General features: G+C 66.8%; 17 protein-coding genes. 10 read left to right on the forward strand and 7 right to left on the reverse strand.

Features of this window, described 5'->3' with window-relative positions; translation table 11 throughout:
* Positions 1–22: 22 nt before the first annotated feature.
* Positions 23–787 carry an SDR family oxidoreductase gene (locus tag V3328_RS03400; RefSeq protein WP_340328230.1) on the forward strand — a complete coding sequence of 255 codons (765 nt, stop codon included), beginning with the start codon at positions 23–25 and terminating at the stop codon, positions 785–787.
* 167 nt (positions 788–954) lie between these two features.
* The gene (gene pyc / locus V3328_RS03405) at positions 955–4,416 is read left to right on the forward strand and encodes a pyruvate carboxylase (protein WP_340328231.1); all 3,462 of its coding nucleotides are present in this window, start codon (positions 955–957) and stop codon (positions 4,414–4,416) included.
* Positions 4,417–4,435: 19 nt separating this feature from the next.
* Here pyc and V3328_RS03410 read toward each other — a convergent pair whose 3' ends face one another.
* The 5 genes from V3328_RS03410 to V3328_RS03430 form a co-directional block, all read right to left on the reverse strand.
* Positions 4,436–5,383: an ABC transporter permease gene (locus V3328_RS03410; protein WP_340328232.1), complete on the reverse strand. Its 948-nt coding sequence runs from the start codon at positions 5,381–5,383 to the stop codon at positions 4,436–4,438.
* Positions 5,384–5,392: 9 nt separating this feature from the next.
* Positions 5,393–6,916 carry a sugar ABC transporter ATP-binding protein gene (locus tag V3328_RS03415; protein WP_340328233.1) on the reverse strand — a complete coding sequence of 508 codons (1,524 nt, stop codon included), beginning with the start codon at positions 6,914–6,916 and terminating at the stop codon, positions 5,393–5,395.
* Positions 6,917–7,006: 90 nt separating this feature from the next.
* Positions 7,007–7,954: a sugar-binding protein gene (locus V3328_RS03420; protein ID WP_340328234.1), complete on the reverse strand. Its 948-nt coding sequence runs from the start codon at positions 7,952–7,954 to the stop codon at positions 7,007–7,009.
* A gap of 124 nt (positions 7,955–8,078) precedes the next feature.
* Complete coding sequence (locus V3328_RS03425; RefSeq protein WP_340328235.1) at positions 8,079–9,068, reverse strand: substrate-binding domain-containing protein; 990 nt, start codon at positions 9,066–9,068, stop codon at positions 8,079–8,081.
* A 68-nt stretch (positions 9,069–9,136) separates the two neighbouring features.
* Positions 9,137–10,123 (reverse strand): NAD-dependent epimerase/dehydratase family protein, encoded by a 987-nt coding sequence (locus V3328_RS03430; RefSeq protein ID WP_340328267.1) that lies wholly within the window; start codon positions 10,121–10,123, stop codon positions 9,137–9,139.
* Between the two features lie 156 nt (positions 10,124–10,279).
* Here V3328_RS03430 and V3328_RS03435 point away from each other — a divergent pair, with 156 nt between their 5' ends.
* The 8 genes from V3328_RS03435 to V3328_RS03470 all read left to right on the forward strand — a co-directional run bounded on the left by V3328_RS03435 (position 10,280) and on the right by V3328_RS03470 (position 19,493).
* Positions 10,280–11,020 (forward strand): ATP-binding cassette domain-containing protein, encoded by a 741-nt coding sequence (locus V3328_RS03435; protein ID WP_340328236.1) that lies wholly within the window; start codon positions 10,280–10,282, stop codon positions 11,018–11,020.
* Positions 11,013–12,035 carry an ABC transporter permease gene (locus V3328_RS03440; RefSeq protein ID WP_340328237.1) on the forward strand — a complete coding sequence of 341 codons (1,023 nt, stop codon included), beginning with the start codon at positions 11,013–11,015 and terminating at the stop codon, positions 12,033–12,035. The genes V3328_RS03435 and V3328_RS03440 overlap by 8 nt, the downstream gene beginning before the upstream one ends.
* A gap of 11 nt (positions 12,036–12,046) precedes the next feature.
* Positions 12,047–12,895, forward strand: a complete 849-nt coding sequence (locus V3328_RS03445) for a FadR/GntR family transcriptional regulator (RefSeq protein WP_340328238.1) — start codon at positions 12,047–12,049, stop codon at positions 12,893–12,895.
* A gap of 328 nt (positions 12,896–13,223) precedes the next feature.
* Positions 13,224–14,918, forward strand: coding sequence for a glycine/sarcosine N-methyltransferase (locus tag V3328_RS03450; protein ID WP_340328239.1), 1,695 nt, complete (start codon positions 13,224–13,226; stop codon positions 14,916–14,918).
* 908 nt (positions 14,919–15,826) lie between these two features.
* A complete protein-coding gene (locus V3328_RS03455; RefSeq protein ID WP_340328240.1) occupies positions 15,827–17,296 on the forward strand; it encodes a TolC family protein in 1,470 nt (489 codons plus the stop codon).
* Positions 17,297–17,310: 14 nt separating this feature from the next.
* Positions 17,311–18,627: a multicopper oxidase family protein gene (locus tag V3328_RS03460; protein ID WP_340328241.1), complete on the forward strand. Its 1,317-nt coding sequence runs from the start codon at positions 17,311–17,313 to the stop codon at positions 18,625–18,627.
* A 42-nt stretch (positions 18,628–18,669) separates the two neighbouring features.
* Complete coding sequence (locus V3328_RS03465; protein WP_340328242.1) at positions 18,670–19,176, forward strand: cupredoxin domain-containing protein; 507 nt, start codon at positions 18,670–18,672, stop codon at positions 19,174–19,176.
* 32 nt (positions 19,177–19,208) lie between these two features.
* The gene (locus tag V3328_RS03470; protein ID WP_340328243.1) at positions 19,209–19,493 is read left to right on the forward strand and encodes a copper-binding protein; all 285 of its coding nucleotides are present in this window, start codon (positions 19,209–19,211) and stop codon (positions 19,491–19,493) included.
* Positions 19,494–19,600: 107 nt separating this feature from the next.
* On the opposite strand, the gene V3328_RS03475 is transcribed toward V3328_RS03470, so the two are convergent.
* Together V3328_RS03475 and V3328_RS03480 are read right to left on the reverse strand one after the other, a co-directional pair.
* Positions 19,601–20,026 carry a hypothetical protein gene (locus tag V3328_RS03475; protein WP_340328244.1) on the reverse strand — a complete coding sequence of 142 codons (426 nt, stop codon included), beginning with the start codon at positions 20,024–20,026 and terminating at the stop codon, positions 19,601–19,603.
* A 120-nt stretch (positions 20,027–20,146) separates the two neighbouring features.
* Positions 20,147–20,710, reverse strand: a 564-nt coding sequence (locus V3328_RS03480; protein WP_340328245.1) for a hypothetical protein, incomplete at its 5' end; no start/stop codon positions are given.

A 20,710-nucleotide genomic window follows, 5' to 3' on the forward strand; every position in this document is an offset into this window, starting at 1 on the left:
CGGCAATTCACGGGAGCAAGGCATGACGAACGAACTCGAAGGCAAGGTCGCGCTGGTCACCGGCGCGAGCCGCGGAATAGGGCGCGCCATCGCCCTGCGGCTAGGCGGGATGGGGGCAACCGTCGCCGTCCACTACAACAGCGCCGAGGTGAAGGCCCGCGAGGTGGTCGAGGCCATAGAAGCGGGAGGTGCGAAGGCCTTCGCCGTGCGCGCCGACCTGGGCGACAGGGGGGGCGCCGACGAACTCGTCGCGCAGCTCGACAAGGAGCTCGAGGCGGCCACCGGCTCGAACGGGCTGGACATTCTCGTCAACAATGCCGGCACCGGCACCCGCAACACGATCGAGCAGGTCACGGAAGAGGAGTTCGACCACGTCATCCAGGTCGACCTGCGCTCGCCGTTCTTCCTGATCCAGAAGTGCCTGGCGCGCATGCGCGACGGCGGCCGGATCGTCAACGTGTCGTCGATGGGAACCCGCGCCGCCTACCCGGCGATGGCGGCCTATGCCCCCGCCAAGGCCGGTCTCGAGGCGCTGACGCTGCTGCTCGCCGCCCATCTCGGCCCGCGGAACATCACCGTCAACGCGGTGCTCCCCGGCGCGACGGCCACCGACTTCCATCCCGGCGCCCAGGACCCGGTGATGAGCAAGCAGATCGCCCAGACCATCGCGCTCGGCCGGGTCGGGCAGCCGGAAGACATCGCCGACATCGTCGCCTTCCTGGCCTCCGACAAGGGCCGATGGGTCACCGCCCAGAAGATCGACGCCAGCGGCGGCCAGCGCATCTAGCAGGCGCGCGCAGGCCTCCCCGCTGCGGCTTTGACATTGCCCCCCGGACGCGCTGCAATGGTCATCGACCGACAGGCGAGGGCGTCCGAGCCGGTGTCGGTCCGCATTGCGCCGGCGCCCTGCCGGCGCCGTGCCCTTGCCGCCTCGCACTCATCCTGGATACCGGCTTGACGATACGAACCATTCTCGTTGCCAACCGCTCGGAGATCGCGATCCGGATATTCCGGGCCGCCAACGAGCTCGGGCTGAAGACCGTCGCGATCTGGTCCGAGGAGGACAAGTACGCGCTGCACCGGTTCAAGGCCGACCAGAGCTACCAGATCGGCCGCGGACCGCATCTCGACCGCGATCTCGGACCGATCGAGGCGTATCTGTCGATCGAGGAGGTGATCCGCGTCGCCAGGCTTTCCGGCGCCGACGCTATCCACCCGGGCTACGGGCTGCTCTCCGAGAGCCCGGAATTCGCCGAGGCCTGCGCCGACGCCGGCATCGCCTTCATCGGGCCGCGGCCGGACACCATGCGACGCCTCGGCAACAAGGTCGCCGCCCGCGACCTGGCGACCGAGATCGGCGTGCCCGTCGTGCCGGCGACGCCGCCGTTGCCGGACGATCTGGACGAGGTCGCCAGGCTCGCCGGGGAGATCGGCTTCCCGGTCATGCTGAAGGCCTCGTGGGGCGGCGGCGGTCGCGGCATGCGGGCGATCGGCGGCAGGGAGGACCTGGCCCACGACGTCGTCGAGGCGCGCCGCGAGGCGAAGGCGGCGTTCGGCAAGGACGAGGTCTATCTCGAGAAGCTGGTCGCGCGCGCCCGCCACGTCGAGGTGCAGATCCTCGGCGACACGCACGGCAATGCCGTCCACCTGTTCGAGCGCGACTGCTCGATCCAGCGCCGCAACCAGAAGGTTGTCGAACGCGCGCCCGCGCCCTATCTGGACGCAGCCCAGCGCGAGGAGATCTGCGGCTACGCCCTGAAGATCGCCCGCGCCGTGAACTACGTCGGGGCCGGCACGGTCGAGTTCCTGCAGGACATGGACACCGGCGCCTTCTACTTCATCGAGGTCAATCCGCGCATCCAGGTCGAGCACACGGTGACCGAGGAGGTCACCGGCATCGACATCGTCAAGGCGCAGATCTGCATCCAGGACGGCGCCGAGATCGGCACACCGGGCTCCGGCGTCCCCGCCCAGGACGACATCCGCCTCAACGGCCACGCCATGCAGTGCCGGATCACCACCGAGGATCCGGAACAGAACTTCATCCCCGACTACGGCCGCATCACCGCCTATCGCGGCGCCACCGGCTTCGGCATCCGTCTCGACGGCGGCACCGCCTATTCCGGTGCGGTGATCACCCGCTACTACGACCCGCTGCTGGAAAAGGTCACCGCCTGGGCGCCGACGCCGCAGGAGGTGATCCGGCGCATGGACCGGGCGCTGCGCGAGTTCCGCATCCGCGGCGTGGCGACGAACCTGACCTTCCTGGAGGCCGTCATCGGTCATCCGAGATTTGCGGCGAACGACTACTCGACGAAGTTCATCGACACCACGCCCGAGCTGTTCGAGCAGGTCCGCCGCCAGGACCGCGCCACCAAGCTCCTCAACTACCTCGCCGACGTCACCGTCAACGGCCATCCCGAGACGCGCGGCCGGCCGCGGCCGAAGTCGGACGCGCTCGACCCGGTCGTGCCGTTCGTCGACGGCGCGGTTCCCGACGGCACGAAGCAGTTGCTCGACAGTCTTGGCCCGGAGAAGTTCGCCGGCTGGATGCGTCAGCAGGAACGGGTGCTCGTCACCGACACGACGATGCGCGACGCCCACCAGTCGCTGCTCGCCACCCGCATGCGCACCCACGACATCGCCCGCATCGCCGGGGTCTACGCGCGGGCGCTGCCGCAGCTTCTGAGCCTGGAATGCTGGGGCGGGGCGACCTTCGACGTGGCGATGCGGTTCCTCACCGAGGATCCGTGGGAGCGGCTGGCGCTGGTCCGCGAGGGTGCCCCGAACCTGCTCCTGCAGATGCTGCTGCGCGGCGCCAACGGCGTCGGCTACACCAACTATCCCGACAACGTCGTGCGCCACTTCGTCCGGCAGGCTGCCGCCGGCGGCGTCGACCTGTTCCGCGTCTTCGACTGCCTCAACTGGGTCGAGAACATGCGCGTGGCGATGGACGCCGTCCGCGAGGAGAACAGACTCTGCGAGGCGGTGATCTGCTACACCGGCGACCTCCTCGACCCCGACCGGGCCAAGTTCGACCTCGACTACTATGTCGGGCTGACCCGCGAACTGGAGAAGGCCGGCGCCCACATCATCGCCATCAAGGACATGGCTGGCCTCCTGAAGCCGGCGGGCGCCAGGGTGCTGTTCAGGGCGCTGCGCGAGGAGACCGACCTGCCGATCCACTTCCACACGCACGACACCTCCGGTATTTCGGCGGCGACCGTCCTGGCCGCCGTGGAAGCCGGCGTCGACGCCGTCGACGCGGCGATGGATCCGCTGTCGGGCAATACCTCGCAGCCCTGCCTCGGCTCGATCGTCGAGGCGCTGCGCGGCAGCGACCGGGACACCGGCCTCGACACCGACTGGATCCGCCGCATCTCCTTCTACTGGGAGGCCGTGCGCAACCAGTACGCCGCCTTCGAGAGCGACCTGAAGGGGCCGGCATCCGAGGTCTATCTGCACGAGATGCCGGGCGGCCAGTTCACCAACCTGAAGGAGCAGGCGCGCTCGCTCGGCCTCGAGGCGCGCTGGCACGAGGTGGCGCAGGCCTACCACGACGTCAACATGCTGTTCGGCGACATCGTCAAGGTGACGCCGTCGTCCAAGGTGGTCGGCGACATGGCGCTGATGATGGTGTCGCAGGACATCTCGCCGGAAGACGTCGCCGCGCCGGACAAGGACATCGCCTTCCCGGACTCCGTCGTCTCGATGCTGAAGGGCGATCTCGGCCAGCCCCCCGGCGGCTGGCCCGCGACCCTGCAGAAGAAGGCGCTGAAGGAGGGGGCCGCCTATACCGACCGGCCCGGCTCGCTGCTCGCCGACGCCGATCTCGCGGCCGACCGCGCCAGGGCGCAGGAGGAGGCGGGCCGCGACCTGTCGGAGTTCGAGTTCGCCTCCTGGCTGATGTACCCGAAGGTGTTCTCCGAATTCGCCGCCGTCGCCGAGGAATACGGTCCGGTCAGCGCCCTGCCGACCCCGGTCTACTTCTACGGGATGCAGCCGGAGGACGAGATCTTCGTCGAGATCGAGAAGGGCAAGACGCTCGTCATCCGCTGCCTTGCGATCGGCGAGACCGACGAGCGCGGCATGGTGACGGTGTTCTTCGAACTGAACGGCCAGCCGCGCCGCGTCAAGGTTCCCGACCGCCCCCATGGCGCCGCCGGGCCGAAGGCGCGCGCCAAGGTCGAGCCCGGCAACGAGGCCCAGCTCGGCGCGCCGATGCCTGGCGTCGTGTCGTCGGTCGCCGTCTCCGCCGGCCAGCAGGTGAAGGCCGGCGACGTGCTGATCTCGCTGGAGGCGATGAAGATGGAAACCGCCCTGCACGCCGAGCGCGACGGCACCGTCGCCGAGGTGCTGGTCGCCGTCGGCGACCAGATCGACGCCAAGGACCTGCTGCTCACCTGGGAGCAGTAGCGGCGGAGACCGCCCGCCGCTATTGCCGCCGCCGCCGCGACAGCCCCTGGTCGGCGAGCACGCCGAGCAGGATCACCGAGCCCATCACCGCGAAGTTGAGAGAGCTCGGGATGCCCAGCAGGTTGACGAGATTCTGCAGGACCTGCAGCAGGATCGTGCCCAGCACCACCCCCAGTATCGAGCCCTCGCCGCCGCGCAGCGAGCAGCCGCCGAGCACGGCGGCGGCGATCGCGTAGAGCTCGTAGAAGTTGCCGTGCGAGGACGGCGAGATCGACCGCGTGTACATCGCGATGAACACCGCCGCCACGGCGGTCAGCGCGATGCAGATCACATAGGCCGCGATCACCACCCGATCGGTGTTGATGCCGCTGTAGCGGGCCGCCTCCTCGTTCTTGCCCACCGCGTAGAGATAGCGCCCGTAGACGGAGCGGTGCAGCACGACGCCCATCACGATCGCCACGACGGCGAAGGCGATGATCGAATGGGGAACGCCGTAGAAGCGGCCGGCCACGAGCCATTCGAGGGTTGGAAAGCTCGCGCCGAAGGGAAATCCCGCGGTTGCGTCCTCGGTGTAGTAGCGGGCGATGCCCCGGTAGATCAGCAGGCCGCACAGCGTCACGATGAACGGCTGGATGCCGACCTTCGCCACCAGGAACCCGTGCATGAAGCCGATCAGGCAGCCAAGGCCAAGCACGATGAGGAAGGCGAGCCCGGGGCTGACCGTCTCGCCCGCCACGAGATCGACGAACACCACTCCCAGCAGCGCGATCACGGAGCCGACGGACAGCTCGATGCCGCCCGAGATGATCACGAACGCCTGCGCGACAGCGAAGATGCCGAACAGCCCGATCAGGTTCGCGGTATTCGACAGGTTTATCGGGGAGAGGAACCTCGGGTTTATGATCGCCACCACCGCGCTTATGACGATGATGAGAACGAGCAGGCCCAGGTCCTTGCGGCTTGTCATTGGCGGCTTTCAGTCCGGCGTGGGGTGGTCGTGCGCGGTGCGCCCGATCGCCAGCGACAGGATGGCCTGCTCGCTCAGGTCGGCGCGCTCCAGGAAGCCCGCGATCCGCCCCTCGTGCATCACCGCGACGCGGTCGCTGACGCCGATCACCTCTTCCATGTCCGAGGATATCATCAGGATTGCCACTCCGCGATCCGCCAGCTCGCGCATCAAGGCGTAGATCTCGTTCTTGGCGCCGACGTCGACGCCGCGCGTCGGCTCGTCGAAGATCAGCACCCGCGGCGACATCGACAGCCACTTGGCCAGCGCCACCTTCTGCTGGTTGCCGCCCGACAGCGCGTTCGCCGGCACCGTGACGGAGGCCGTGCGGATGTCGAGGCGCCGCTGTTGCCTCAGGGCGGTCTCGTGCTCCGCCGCGACGTTCACCATGCCGCGCCGCGAATGAGCCGGCAGGCTCGACAGCGTGATGTTGCGGCGGATCGGGAGGTCCAGGATGAGGCCGCAGCGCTTGCGGTCCTCGGGAACGAGATAGATGCCGCGCGCGATCGAGCTCTTCGGCGAGGCCGGCGGGATCGGCGTCCCGTCGACCCGCACCTCCCCGCCGCGCAGCGGATCGAGGCCGAATATCGCCCGCGCAAGCTCGCTGCGGCCGGAGCCGATCAGCCCCGCCAGCCCGAGGATCTCGCCGCGGCGCAAGCCGAACGAGACCTCCTGGTCCGGCCGGTACGCGGTGCGCACCCCCGCCAGTTCCAGCACGGTCTCGCCGGGCGCGGTCGCCGGCGGCAGGTACAGCGTGCTCAGGTCGCGCCCGGTCATGTGGCGGATCATCAGGTTCGCCCGGATCTCCTGTCTCGCCAGTTCGGCGACGCGCCTGCCGTCGCGCAGCACGATGACGCGGTCGGCGGCGCGCTCGATCTCGGTGAGGCGGTGCGAGATCAGGATGATCGCTACGCCGTCGGCCTTCAGCCGCGCGACGATCGCCAGCAGCCGCTCCGTCTCGGTCGCGGTGAGGCTCGAGGTCGGCTCGTCCATGATGACGAGCCGCGCCTTGATCGACAGCGCCTTGGCGATCTCGACGAGCTGCTTCTGGGCAAGCGACAGGTCGGCGACGAGCGTGTCCGTCGCGAAGTCCGCGCCGAGCAGGTCGAGCAGCGGCGCGGCAAGCCGGTCGAGGGCGGCGGTGTCGATCAGCCGGAGCAGCCCCCCCTTCAACGGTTCCCGGCCGATGAAGATGTTGGCCGCCACCGTCAGGTTGTCGAACAGGTTGAGCTCCTGGTGGACGAAGGCGATGCCTCCGCCCATCGAGCCGGCCACCGTCAGCCGCGCCATCGTCACGCCGTCGAGCTCGATCGTCCCCTCGCTGGGCGCGATCAGCCCGCCGAGGATCTTCATCAGCGTCGACTTGCCCGCGCCGTTCTCGCCGACCAGCCCGATCACCTCGCCCGGCGCGATGGTCATGTCGAAGCCCGCGACCGCCAGCACTCCGGGGTAGAGCCTGGATACGCCTGTCATCTTCAGGAACGGTGCGGACATGCGGGGAAGGCGCGGCGCGGGGTTGGTCGGGAGGGGAACCGGCAGGCCGGCCGGAGCGGGGCGGTGGCCGGCCTGCCGTATTGCGGGGCTTCAGCCGCGGATACGCGCCTTCAGCTCTTCCTCGAAGTCATCGACGTTGCTCTTGTCGATGATCTTCGTGGGCACGATGACGAGTTTGTCGGCGGGGACGACCGACGTGTCGCCCTCCAGGTACTTCGCCATCAGCAGCATGCCCTGGTAGCCCCATTCGTAGGGCTGCTGGACCACCGTTCCGGCGATCGAGCCCTCGCGGACGCCGCCGAGCGTGATCGGATCTTCGTCGAACGCGATGATGGTGATCTTGCCGAGCTGGCCGGATTCCTTGAGCACCTCGTAGATGCGCGGCGGATTGTAGGAGTAGAAGCCGACCATGCAGTCGATGTCGGGATTGGCGGCGAGGGCATCTTCGACGTTGCGCTTGGCGCGCGTCATGTCGATGTCGTCGCCGCGAACGTCGATCAGTTCGACCTTCGAGCCGGCGATCGTCTCCTTCATGCCTTCGATGCGTTCGCGCGCGTTGTCGGCGCCGGGCAGGCCGACGAAGCCGATGCATTTGCCGCCGTCGGGCAGTGCCTTCAGGGCGATCTCTCCCGCCTGCCTGCCCGCGTCGGTGTTCGATGAGCCGATATAGGCGATCCGGTTGGTGTCCGGCGCATCGCTGTCGGTGGTGAACAGCGGCACCTGCTCGCCGATCCGGTTCAGTGCATCGGTCGAGGACTTGGGATCGACCGCGCTGACCATGATGGCCGAAACGCCGGCCGCCACGAGGTCTTCCATCAGACGCTGCTGCACGGCTGCGGCCGCCTGTTCGGGATACTTGAACTGCAGGTCGTAGTCCGGCAGTTCGCCCTGGGCCTTCTTGACCCCGGCCTCGGCCAGTTTCCAGAAGTCCGACGCGCCGTTGACGACGAACGCGAGGGACTTCTCCTGGGCCCGTGCAGAGCCCGCGGCGAGCACCGCCAGGGCGACGATCGCAATCGTGGACGTACGAAGTTTCATGTCTCTAATCCTCACTTGGATCTGAAGGTGAAGCGATGTCGCCGGCCCGCCGGTCCGGCGGGCGGTCGACTGCAACGGAGAAATCGAACGGGACGCGGCCGGTCGCCGGGCCCCGCCGGCCTCCTCAACCGCCGATGCAGCCGTCGACGTTCTCCTGGGTGCATTCGTCCAGGCCCGTGTAGATGATCGGGTCGACGGTCTTGCCCTCGATCAGTTCGATCATCACGTCGGGGGCGCGGTAGCCCATCTCGAAGGGGCGCTGTCCGACCTGGACATGGCTGCGCCCGTTCTTCAGCGCCTCCATCTGCGGCGGCAGGGTGTCGCCGGCGACGATGACGAGGTCCTTCGACTTCAGCTTCTCCATGACCTGGTCGGTCACCTGCGCGTAGGCCTGCGGCGCGAACTGGGCCCAGCCGCCGATCAGCATGAACGCGGAGAGATCGGGATTGGCCGTGAAGGTGTCGGCCATCTGCTGGTTGGCGAGGTCGGCCTGGTCGTTGGTGAAGACCGGGCAGCCGTCGATCTCGGTCCAGCCGCCCTGGCCGGTGAGCCTGTCGGTTCCCTTTTCCCCCGACAGCGTGTCGCGGGTGCCGGCGGCGCGCTGGTTGATGTTGTCGGCCGCGACGTTGCCGAGCTGCAGGCAGACGGTCCCGCCGTCCGGCTTCAGCTTCATCAGGTGCTCGGCGAACTTGACGCCCATCTGGTAGTTGTCGGTGCCCAGGTAGGTCTCGCGCAGCTCGGCGTCGTCGGCGGACAGATCCGCGTCGATCGTCATGATCGGGATCTTCGGCGCCTGCTTGCGCAGCATCCTCGCCATCAGCGGGGCGTTCGACGGGGAGATGGCGATCGCCTTGACGTCCGGGCGGTTGAGCAGGTCCTCGACGATCTGCACCTCGCCCACTTCGTCAGTGCTGGAGGCCGGGCCGGTGTAGTAGCAGGTGTAGCCGCTGTCCTTGTTCTCGCCGTTCCACTTCTGGCAGCCCTTGTTGATCTGCTCGAAGAAGGGGTTGTCGAGGCCCTTCACCACGATCGCCAGCGTCTTGTCCTGGGCCTGGGCGGAACCGGCGACAGCCATTGCTGCGAGGCCGGCAAAGAGAAGTCCGTGCACTTTCATGTCCTTGTTCCTCCCTGGGGTGCTGCAGCGTGATTTGTGCCTGCGCCGGTTCTTGTGCGGCGCTTCCTTCAGCCGGGGTACCAGACCCTCCTCGGATCGTCTGGAGCGCGCTCGTAGTCCCAGGCGGAATCGATGAGCTTCTCTAGGTCGTAGGACGGCCGCCATCCCAGCTCGGCCTTGGCCCGGCTGTTGTCCAGCCAATTGCCGACATAGGGGCTGCGGATCGCGATCGACGGCAGTCCGCGCGTCCTGGCGAGATAGGCGGCAACCGCGCCGTAGTCGACCGGTTCGTCCATGGCGATGTTGTAGAGCTTGCCGCGGGCGGCCTTGGCGGTCAGCGCCGTGACGATCGCCTCGACGAGATCGTCGACATGCACGAAGTTGCGCTTGACCGGCGTGCCGTCCTCCTCCTGCAGCAGGGGAACCGCGCCCGTGCACCGGCTCGTCTCGGCCTGCTCGGGGGAGACCATCGACTTCCAGTCCGGTCCGCCGAACACGTCGTCGCCGAAGGACAGGCTGTAGCGGAAGTCGTCCTTCTCCATGATCCAGGGCGCCCGCAGGCAGCACCAGTCGATGCCGTACTGGATGCCGTACTGCTCGACCATCACCTCTTCCATGACCTTCGACAGCGCATAGCAGCCGGGATAGGCCCTATGCGGCGTGGTCTCGGTGATCGGTGCGGGATGCCGGTGAAAGAAATGCCCGACCGCGGCATCGCCGCCGATCAGGATGAACCTCTGCGCGGTCGAACTGGTCCGGAACTCCTCGAGCAGCCAGAACAGCCCCTTGATCGCGACGTCCATGACGTCGTCCGGCGTCTCCTTGCAGGTCGCCAGGTGGACGACGTGCGTGATCCCCTCGAGCGCGGTCCGGCAGACCTCGCGGTCGGCGATCGTGCCGGCGACGACCGACAGCCTCGGCGTCTCCGCCAGCATTCGGTTGTGGCATAGCGCGCGTATCCGCAGGTCGTCCGGAACGTTGCCGGACCCCGCCAGGAGCCGCGCCACGAGCGCTTGCCCCACCTTGCCCGCCGCGCCTGTAACCAGCACGTGCATGTTGGTCAAGTTTCCTCCGCAGCGCACTAAACGGCAAGCCCGGCCGCTCCGTCAAGATATGTCGGACAAATAATACAAATGCGGGTTTTATGATATTGACGTGCCTTGGCGGCAGCCGCCAAAGTGGCCCGCCGAACAAGAAGAACCGGGGTGGAAATGACCGCGCTCAGGATGAAGGCGATCTCGAAGCACTTCGGCGCGATCCACGCGCTCGACGACGTTTCGCTGTCGCTGGAGCCCGGCGAGGTGCTCGGCCTGATGGGCGACAACGGGGCGGGGAAGTCGACGCTGGTGAAGATCATCGCCGGCAACTTCCGTCCCAGCCACGGGACCATCTTCATCAACGACAGGGAAACGGTGTTCCACGGACCGCTCGATGCCCGCGAGCACGGCATCGAGATCGTCTACCAGGACCTGGCGCTGTGCGATAACCTGACCGCCGCGGTCAACGTGTTCCTGGGCCGCGAGCTGACCCGCTCGTTCGGTCCCTTCAGGATCATGGACTATCCGGCGATGAACCGGCGCGCCGCCGAGCTGTTCGCCGAGCTGAAATCGGAGACCCGTCCGAAGGACAAGGTGAAGTCGATGTCCGGCGGCCAGCGTCAGGCCGTCGCCATCGCGCGCACCCGGCTGAGCGACGCCAGCATCGTGCTGATGGACGAGCCGACGGCGGCGATCTCGGTGCGCCAGGTCGCCGAGGTGCTCAATCTGATCAACGAACTGAAGCGGCAGGGCATCGCGGTCATCCTGATCAGCCACCGCATGCCGGACGTCTTCGCGGTCACCGACCGGATCGTCGTGCTGCGGCGCGGCACCAAGGTCGCCGACAAGCGCACCGAAGCGACCTCGCCGGAGGAGATCACCGGGCTGATCACGGGGGCCATCGAACATGCCTGATCGCAGCGGGGTCCGCTCCGCCTCCGCGCTGGATGTCGCCATCGCCCACCAGACGCACTCGGTCGCCGGCAGGCTGCTGTCGCAGCAGGCGTTCTGGATCTTCCTGGCCGCCGTCATCGCCTGCGTCAGCCTGAGCCTCGCCACCGAGACCTTCGCGACCTCGCAGAACCTCTTCAACGTGACGCGCAATTTCGCCTTCGTCGGCATCGTCGCGCTCGGCATGACGGTGGTCATCATCTCCGGCGGCATCGACCTGTCGGTCGGCTCGGTGCTCTGCCTGTCGGCGATGGTCATGGCGATCAGCATGAACGCCGGGGTTTCCTTCGTCCTCAGCGCCGCGCTGGCGATCGGGGTGTCGCTGCTGGTCGGCGCCGTCAACGGCGCGCTGATCGCCTATCTGCGGATCCCCGCGTTCGTGGTGACGCTCGGCATGCTGTCGATCGCGCGCAGCGCGGCGATGGTGCTGTCGGACAACAAGATGGTCTTCCAGTTCGGCCCCGACGAGGACATCCTGTTCTGGGTCGGCGGCGGCTCGACGTTCGGCATCGCCAACCCGGTGATCGCGCTCGTCCTGTTCGGGCTGGTGACCGGCGGCCTCCTGAACTGGACGCGGTGGGGAACCCACATCTTCGCCGTCGGCGCCAACGAGAAAGCGGCGATCCTGACCGGCATATCGGTGCGCCGGACGAAGGTGAGCGTCTACATGTTCTCCGCCCTCATGGCCGGGCTTGCCGGGATCCTGGAGGCCGGCTGGCTCGGCGGCGTCACCACCAATCTCGGGCAGTCGATGGAGCTCACCGTGATCGCCGCCACCGTCATCGGCGGTGCCAACCTGCTCGGCGGCGCGGGCACGGTGTTCGGCTCCATCGTCGGCGCGGCGCTGATCGAGGTGATCCGCAACTGCCTGATCCTGCTCGGCATCAGCACCTTCTGGCAGGGCGGCTTCGTCGGCGGCTTCATCATCCTCGCGGTTGCCTTCGACCGGCTGAGGGCCTATCGCGACAGCGAGATCTGAAAGCGAGCAACGTGGCCGACAGACGCAGGAAACCGGATCCGCCGGCAGCGCCGGACGACACCGCGCCCGTCCCCGAGGCCAGGAAGCGTGCGGCGTCCCCGCGCGCCGGCGCGCAGCGGTTCTCGGGAACCTATGCGCATGTCTCGCTGGTCAACGCGATCGGGCAGCGCATCGTCCGCGGCGACTACCCTCCGGGCACGATCCTTCCCAACGAGGCGGAATGGTCGGAGATGTTCGGGGTGGGGCGCTCGGTGGTGCGCGAGGCGGTCAAGATGCTGATGGCCAAGAACCTGCTGGCGTCGCGTCCGAAGGTCGGCAGCTGGGTCGAGCCGCGCGAGCGCTGGAACCTGCTCGATCGCGACGTGCTGACCTGGTACGCCACCTCGCCGGACCGCGAGGGCTTCCTCAAGGCGGTCCAAGAGTTCCGCCACATCATCGAGCCGGAAGCGGCCGCCCTAGCCGCCGCCCGCCGCGGCGAGGAGCAGATGCAGGCGATCAGCAGCGCCTGCCGCCAGATGGGTTCGGCGCCGACGCTGAGCGAGCGCACCGCCGCCGACACCGCCTTCCACACCGCCATCCTGCGCTCGGCGGGCAACGAGCTGCTGATGCCGCTCGGCGCGCTGATCGGGTCGGCCCTGGAGAGCCTGTTCATCTTCGTGACCCGCGAGGCCGACGACCTGCGGCATGTCCAGAAGCTGCACGAGGGCATCGAGAAGGCGATCCTGAGACAGCGGCCGGAGGCCGCGCGCCGGGCGGTGCGGCGGCTGCTCGCCAACACCGACCAGATCATCGCCGAGGAAACCATCGTGCGGGCCGCCTCGCGCAGCAGCCGCCATGCGGCGCGGGCCGCGTCCGGGTGACGATCCGTTCCGCCCGCGCCCTTGCGTGATCCTGCCCGACCGTTATAGTGCGCCGCACATCAGCGCTGCGGATCTCCATCCTTTGGGGAAGGGCCCCTCCTGGGGCTGACGGCCGCAGCCTGTCGGCAGGCGCATCGTCCAGGCGGCGAGCCAGAAGTCAGCCATCGCGCGTGCCGGCGCCGGGCATGTCCCCGCATCTTGCGATGCGGCCGCCGGACTGTCGGCGTTCACAGCAACCGGATTGCGCGTGACCGATCAGTCGCGTGACACTCGAGCCGCTCCCGATGGGCGCGGCGTGACAACACGTGTTTGCGAGAGGAGCATCTAAATGAACCATGCCGCCCGGAACCCGGGAAACGCCGAGCTGGAACTCACCGATCAGGTCTACGGTGACGACCCGCTCAAGGACCGCGAGACCGACCTCTACCGGGGCGAATACGTCAAGTCCTTCGTCGAGAAGTGGGACGAACTGATCGACTGGAAGGCGCGCGCCGAAAGCGAGGGGCAGTTCTTCATCGACGTGCTGCGCGCCCGCGGCAAGGAGACCGTCCTCGACGTCGCCGCCGGCACCGGCTTCCACTCGGTGCGACTCACCGAGGCCGGCTTCAACGTGACGACGGCCGACGGCTCCGCGGCGATGCTCTCCAAGGCCTTCGAGAACGGCCAGTCGCGCGGCCTGATCCTGAAGACGGTGCAGGCCGACTGGCGCTGGCTCAACAAGGACATCCAGGGCAAGTACGACGCCATCATCTGCCTCGGCAACTCGTTCACCCACCTGCACGACGAGCAGGACCGCCGCCGCGCCCTGGCCGAATTCTACGCCGCGCTGAAGCACGACGGCATCCTGATCCTCGACCAGCGCAATTACGACACCATCCTCGACGTCGGCTTCAAGACGAAGCACAAGTACTACTACGCCGGCGACCAGGTGACGGCCGAGCCCGAGCACATCGACGAGGGCCTCGTCCGCTTCAAGTACTCCTTCCAGGACGGGTCGGAATACACCCTCAACCTCAACCCGATCCGCAAGAACTACGTGCGCCGGCTGCTGCAGGAGGCGGGCTTCGCGCGGGTGCGCACCTACGGCGACTTCCAGGAGACCTACGCCGAGGACGAGCCGGACTTCTTCATCCACGTCGCCGAGAAGTCGAAGCTGCACCTGGTGCGCTGGGGCGGCGGCACCCGCGAGGACGGCGAGACCGACGTCCGCGACGTCGCCGAGGACTACTACGACAGCGACGACGCCGACACCTTCTATTCGACCGTCTGGGGCGGCGAGGACCTGCATGTCGGCATCTACGAGGACACCTCCGACATCCGCCAGGCCAGCGACGCCACCGTCGCCCGCATGATCGCCAAGCTGCCGCCGGTCACCCCGGACATGAAGGTGATCGATCTCGGCGCCGGCTATGGCGGCGCGATGCGCACGCTGGTGCGCCAGTCGGGCTGCGAGGCGGTCTGCCTGAACATCTCGGAGGTCCAGAACGACACCAACCGCCACAAGAACCGCCGCGCCGGCCTGGCCGACCGGATCAACGTCGTGCACGGCGTCTTCGAGGACGTGCAGGGCCGCGACGGCGGCTACGACATCGTCTGGAGCCAGGACGCCATCCTCCATTCCGACCAGCGCCACAAGGTGCTGGAAGAGGTCTGGCGCCTTCTGAAGCCGGGCGGCTGGTTCGTCTTCACCGACCCGATGCAGGCCGACGACGTGCCGGAGGGCGTGCTGCAGCCGGTCTACGACCGCCTGCAACTCACCTCGCTCGGCTCGCCGCGGTTCTACCGCGAATCGGCCGAGGGGATCGGCTTCCAGGTCGTCGAGCAGGAGGACCTGACGCCGCAGCTGCGCAACCACTACGCCCGCGTCCGCGAGGAGCTGCTGGCCAACTACGACAAGCTGCGCGACGGCGGCGCGTCCGCCGAATACCTCGACAAGATGGCCGTCGGCCTGGAGAACTGGGTGAAGGCCGCCGACGCCGGCCACCTCGCCTGGGGCATCCAGCTGTTCCGCAAACCCGCCTGAGCCGATCTGCCAGGTCACCGGGCGCCTGATCGCGCCCGGTGACGGGGCGGGCTCATGCGTGCATCGCTTGCCCGCTCAGGCGAACTTGGTTAAAGACGAACAAGTCGGTCGGATGAGACAACCCAGCTGGTGCTATGGTCGCCTGTAAGGCACGCAGAACGAGCAGAGACGGTGAAGTCGCATGGCCATGCGACTGAGGTTTCCTCTCGTGCTTCTGCGGCTGGCACTCGTCTTCGTCCTCGTTGGACTGCCGTTGACGACCGTCAGTGCGCACATTCCCTCCGCTGCCCCGGAATCCTCTGCTCACGCGTCGCACGCTTCGCCGGAGATAGCGAGTCACCATGCGGACTCGGCCGGCGGGGAAGCAGGTATTGACGAAAAGTCCGGGTGTCGGCGTGGGAATGAGACGGGTGAACGCCACTCGGGAGCAGCCGCCGATACGTGCTGCTACAGCATGTGCGCGGCGGATATCCTGGCTGTCGGCACAATCGCGAGCCGGGACCTTCACCGGCACCGGTTCGATCCCGAAATGCCGGCCAGCTTCAAGTGCGCGGATCTGAACCCGCCCCACTCGCCTCCACGAACCTGATTGTACCGAGAGGCATTGCCTCTCCCTAGTCGTGTCGCCCACGCCCCGGCGCGGGCATCCGATCGACTTTGTGCTCAATCAGGTGCTTACCCATGCGATTACCCTTTGCGGCAGCCTTGCTGCCTTTGCTGCTTGGCGCGTGCGCGGAATCGTCGCTGCCCGATGTCGTGCCATACCGGTCGCCAGTTGATCCGCAGATAGCGGATCGCGCGCCGCCACAGGCGGGCGTGATTGCCGGCTATACCGCCCGCGGACCCGTTTCGCCGCGGTCTTGGAGGCCGCTCGACGACGGGCAGTCTCCCGGGACGGGAGGCGGATCGTGAGACGTTTGCGCCGTGCCGCTCTGGTCGCCCTGTCGCCGCTCGTCCTTGCCGGCTGCATTGCCGGGCCCGAGCTGGAGCAATATTCCGCCCCGGATGCGGGCTTCGCCACCGTCTCGGTTCGCACCGCCGAGACGATCGGCAAGCAGACGGTCTGGGCGCAGAACAAGGATGAGGCGGAGGCGCTGGCCGGGCGCGTTCACGCCCTCGTCCACAAGAAGACGATCGGCGCCGATACCGCCGTTCAGATCGCGCTTCTCAACAACAAGGGACTCCAGGCCGCCTATGCCGACCTCGGGCTGTCGGCGGCCGAGGCGTGGCAGCAGACCATGCTGCCCAATCCGACGGTCTCGATCGGATTCTTCGGCATCACCAATCCTGAGCTGGGCGCCTACCGCTCGATCGAAGGCCTCATCGCCGCCAACATCCTGGCGATGGCCACGCAACCGCACCGGGTCGGCATGGCGGACGCCCGATTCCGGCAGGCTCAGCTGACGGCGGTGCTGGAGACCCTGCGGCTGGCGACCGAAACCCGGAAGGCCTGGATCGACGCCGTCGCCGCCTTCGAGACGACCGTCTACTTCAATCAGGCCGAGGATGCCGCCGATGCCGCCTCCGAACTCGCTCTGCAACTTGGCGAGAGCGGCGCGATGTCGAAAGGCAACCAGGCCCGGGAGCATGCCTTCTACGCGGAACTGACGGGTCAGCAGGCGCAGGCCCGCCTCGCAGCACGTCTGGCCAAGGAAAGGCTCACCCGCCTCATGGGCCTGTGGGGCGCCGACGTCGAATACTATGTGCCGGACTATCTACCGCCGCTGCCGGCCTCCCTTGCCAGGAAGACGGCGATAGAAGCGGAGGCGCTGCGCCGCCGCGTCGACCTCCAGATTGCCATGCTGGAGCTGGAGGCCGTCGCCCGGACGTACCGCCTGACCGAAGCGACCCGCTATCTGACGGATTTCGAGATCATCGGCGGTTTCGAAAGCGAACGCGAACTCGGTGAGGACGGCCGGACGGAGACGGTCACGACGCCCCAGGTGGAACTCGAGTTCGTGATTCCGATCTTCGATTCCGGCAAGGCGCGCATGCGCAAGGGGGAACTTGCCTACATGCGTGCAGCCAACATGCTGGCGGAAAGGGCAGTGAACGTGCGCTCCGAAGCCCGTTCGGCCTACACCGCCTACACCGCGACCTACGACATAGCGCGGCACTATCAGGACAACGTCCTGCCGTTGCGAATCGAGATCGAGGAGCAATCCCTCCTCACCTACAACGGCATGATCACCAATACCTTCGAACTGCTCGCCGATACGCGGGCGAAGATCAACACCATCCTCCAGGCGGTGAATGCCAGGCGAGAGTTCTGGCTCGCCGATACGAACCTGTCGGCCGCGATCTACGGCGGCGGCGGGGACGCCGGCGCCGGTGCCGGGGGAACGACAGCGCTCGCCGACAGCGGCGGCGGACACTAGCAAGGGAGACGACAATGTTTAGCAGGCGACAGCTTCTTGGCGCGGGCGCCGCGCTGGTCTCGACTTCCGCCTGGGGCAAGACCTCGAACATGGGCCTGCCGGACGCGGCGGTGATGGAGACGGCGGCGACGCAGCCGCCGCTCCGGCCCTCGTCGGGGCCGGACTATCAACCGGTGGTCACCCTGAACGGCTGGACGCTGCCGCACCGGATGAACAACGGCGTAAAGGAATTTCACCTCGTCGCCGAGCCGGTCGAACGTGAAATGGCCGAAGGCATGACCGCCTACCTCTGGGGCTACAACGGGCAGTCGACAGGTCCGACCATCGAGGCGGTCGAAGGCGACCGCGTCCGGATATTCGTCACCAACCGGTTGCCTGAACACACCACCATCCACTGGCACGGCATGATCCTGCCGTCAGGCATGGACGGGGTCGGCGGTCTGTCGCAGCCGCACATTCCTCCCGGCAAGACCTTCGTCTACGAATTCGATCTCATCAAGAGCGGCACCTTCATGTACCACCCGCACTCCGACGAGATGGTGCAGATGGCGATGGGCATGATGGGGATGTTCATCGTGCACCCGAAAGATCCCGCATTCATGCGGGTCGACCGGGATTTCCTCATCATGCTCAACGCGTTCGACATCGATCCCGGCTCCTACGTGCCGAGGATCATGACGATGACGGACTTCAATCTTTGGTGCTGGAACAGCCGCCTTTTCCCGGATATCGATCCGCTCGTCGTGTCGAGGAACGACCGCGTGCGGGTGCGGGTCGGCAACCTGACGATGACCAATCATCCCATCCATATGCATGGCTACGACTTCGAGGTGACGTGCACCGACGGTGGCTGGGTCAGGCCGGAAGCACGTTGGCCGGAAGTGTCGATCGATATTCCCGTCGGGGCCATGCGGGCCTACGAATTCGATGCCGTGCATCTGGGTGACTGGGCGATCCACTGCCACAAGTCGCACCACACCATGAACGCCATGGGCCATGACGTGCCCACCTTCATTGGTGTCGACAAGACCAATGTCGCCAGAAAGATCCGCAAGCTCCAGCCGGAGTACATGCCGATGGGAACCGCCGGCATGGCGGACATGGGCGAGATGGAAATGGAACTGCCCGACAACACCGTGCCGATGATGACCGGGTGGGGGCCCCATGGCCCCATCGAAATGGGCGGGATGTTTTCGGTCGTCAAGGTCCGCGAAGGGATCGCGTCGAACGATTACTCGGACCCCGGCTGGTACGAGAACCCCCCCGGCACCCAGGCCTACGAATGGACCGGCGAGCTGCCGGATTTCGCCAGGGCAGCCGACAGGAGCTGATCAGACCCACCCTCCGCACCACCCCACCAGAAAGGAAACCAGATGAGAAACCTGCTGCTCGTTCCCGCCTTCGCTTTGCTGTCGGCCACCGCCGCCGTCGGTGCAGGATCGCACTCCGGGGGCCACGGGAGTTCCGGGTCCGATTCCCACGGCATGATGGTTGGCGCACCCGGCAGCCCGTCCGACGTCACTCGTACGATCCGGGTCGAGATGCTGGAGACCGAGGACGGCCGAATGATCTTCAAGCCCGACAATCTCGCATTCAAGCGTGGCGAAACGATCCGCTTCAGCATCGTCAACAAGGGCGAACTCGAGCACGAATTCGTTCTGGACGAAATGGCGCGCAACGCCGAGCACAAGGAACTGATGCAGAAGTTCCCGGAAATGGAGCACGACGACCCGAACTCGGTGCGTCTGGAGCCCGGCGAGACCGGCGAGATCATCTGGACGTTTACCAACGACGGCGGCTTCGAGTTCGCCTGCCTGGTGCCCGGCCACTACGAGTCCGGCATGCACGGCAAGGTGTCGGTCGCTGCACCTGCCAACTGATGTCCCCCCACGGATACCGAAGGAATGCCACTATGAAACATCTTCTCAGACTTGCGATTCCAGCCGCCATTGTCCTGGCCTCCGCGGGCTTCGGGTTCGCGACCGAGTACACGAAGGGTGTGGTGAAGAAGGTGGATGCCGATGCCGGCAAGGTCACCGTCATTCACGAGGAGCTCAAGAATCTCGATATGCCGGCGATGACCATGGTGTTCCGGGCTGGCGACGACGAGATCCTCGCCCGGATGCAGGAGGGTCAGGAGATCGAGTTCGTCGCCGACCGGGTGAACGGGAAGCTGACCATCATCGAAGTGAAGTAACCGCCGACGGGGAGCGGGTCCAGGCGGAACCGCTCCCCGATCCTCGCCTGTCACGGACGAACGAAGTTGGGCACCGACACGCGGCCGTCTCTGGTGCTGCAACCTCACTATTGCGCGCAGAAGACGAGGGCTGAAAAAGCGTAATCGGCATAGTCGCCATTGACGTCCCGGGTTTCCACAATCACGGCATCCCCGTGATCAGCACTGACATAGGCCAGGATCGATCCCGGCGCCGTAGATGCCATCAACGATAGTCCCAGGCTGGCCACGGCTGTGCAGCGGCGAATGTCTCTGTCGAAAGTCACCACGCACGCGCCAGCCCCCGGTGAGTTTAGGCCGATGAGACCTGAGCCGTAACCGTGGTTGCATCCATATGAAACGTTCGCCGACATCAGTGCCATGCCCAGCGTCTGGTCCGCCGCCTCCGGGGCGCGGGTGCGGGCGGGGCCCCGTCCATCATCCTTCTGGGCCGCGGCCGGTGAGGCGGCAAGGATGGCGGCGAGTGCCAGTGCAGTTATCGATATTTTGACCATGTACTGCTCCTTTGGGGAACGTCGGCCGAAGACGTCATCGCGGATGCCGGTCCATGCGGAGTGATCCTGACCTTCGGGCGTATTTCGAAGAGAAATGCGGAGGCTACAGGCTTGCGCCGATCAATAGTCACCCACAGTACGGACGCCGCCGTTGCAGCTGACGGTCACGTCGAACGGCAGGTCCCGTGGTTCGCCGTCTCTGGAGAAGGTAAAGAAGCGCAGCCGCTGGGGGTTGCCGGCTCTCTGCTTGATGCTGACCTGCCCGCCGTTCTTGCCGCGCACCGAGGCGGCATACATGCAGTGGCTGACGTCGCGCATGAACTGCACGTAGTACCTGCCGGTTCCCGTGCGCGCGGCGCCCTTGACGCCGTTGCCGTCGAATGCGCCGCCGTCCCGCTTCACGGACACCGAGAAGGTTGCGACGCCGAAATTGGCTTCCGCCGCCGGCGGGACCGCGAAAATCACCGTCAATGCGATCAGTATGGCAGCCGGGCCAATCCCGGCACGCAAGTCGCTTGAAAATGTAGACACGTCGATTTCTCCTGTCCCGCCTGAACCACGATCCCGACCGTTCCTTCGGACCGACGTCCGGCCGATCTGCCACTGTCTGCAGCGGCAATTCATCCGGCCGCCGGGTGCACCGGAGATCACGGTTGCATTAGAGGAGGGACGGAAATGTGCGTC

This window comes from Microbaculum marinum (genome assembly GCF_037855135.1).
GTDB classification, from domain to species: Bacteria; Pseudomonadota; Alphaproteobacteria; order Rhizobiales; family Tepidamorphaceae; genus Microbaculum; species Microbaculum marinum.

Excerpts from the sequence above, each read along its gene's own strand:
- V3328_RS03420 (WP_340328234.1), bottom strand. The coding sequence starts at position 7,954 with ATGAAACTTCGTACGTCCACGATTGCGATCGTCGCCCTGGCGGTGCTC.
- V3328_RS03400 (WP_340328230.1), top strand. The coding sequence starts at position 23 with ATGACGAACGAACTCGAAGGCAAGGTCGCGCTGGTCACCGGCGCGAGC.
- V3328_RS03430 (WP_340328267.1), bottom strand. The coding sequence starts at position 10,123 with ATGCACGTGCTGGTTACAGGCGCGGCGGGCAAGGTGGGGCAAGCGCTC.
- V3328_RS03470 (WP_340328243.1), top strand. The coding sequence starts at position 19,209 with ATGAAACATCTTCTCAGACTTGCGATTCCAGCCGCCATTGTCCTGGCC.
- V3328_RS03475 (WP_340328244.1), bottom strand. The coding sequence starts at position 20,026 with ATGGTCAAAATATCGATAACTGCACTGGCACTCGCCGCCATCCTTGCC.
- V3328_RS03410 (WP_340328232.1), bottom strand. The coding sequence starts at position 5,383 with ATGACAAGCCGCAAGGACCTGGGCCTGCTCGTTCTCATCATCGTCATA.
- V3328_RS03435 (WP_340328236.1), top strand. The coding sequence starts at position 10,280 with ATGACCGCGCTCAGGATGAAGGCGATCTCGAAGCACTTCGGCGCGATC.
- V3328_RS03425 (WP_340328235.1), bottom strand. The coding sequence starts at position 9,068 with ATGAAAGTGCACGGACTTCTCTTTGCCGGCCTCGCAGCAATGGCTGTC.
- V3328_RS03460 (WP_340328241.1), top strand. The coding sequence starts at position 17,311 with ATGTTTAGCAGGCGACAGCTTCTTGGCGCGGGCGCCGCGCTGGTCTCG.
- V3328_RS03450 (WP_340328239.1), top strand. The coding sequence starts at position 13,224 with ATGAACCATGCCGCCCGGAACCCGGGAAACGCCGAGCTGGAACTCACC.
- V3328_RS03465 (WP_340328242.1), top strand. The coding sequence starts at position 18,670 with ATGAGAAACCTGCTGCTCGTTCCCGCCTTCGCTTTGCTGTCGGCCACC.
- V3328_RS03415 (WP_340328233.1), bottom strand. The coding sequence starts at position 6,916 with ATGTCCGCACCGTTCCTGAAGATGACAGGCGTATCCAGGCTCTACCCC.
- V3328_RS03440 (WP_340328237.1), top strand. The coding sequence starts at position 11,013 with ATGCCTGATCGCAGCGGGGTCCGCTCCGCCTCCGCGCTGGATGTCGCC.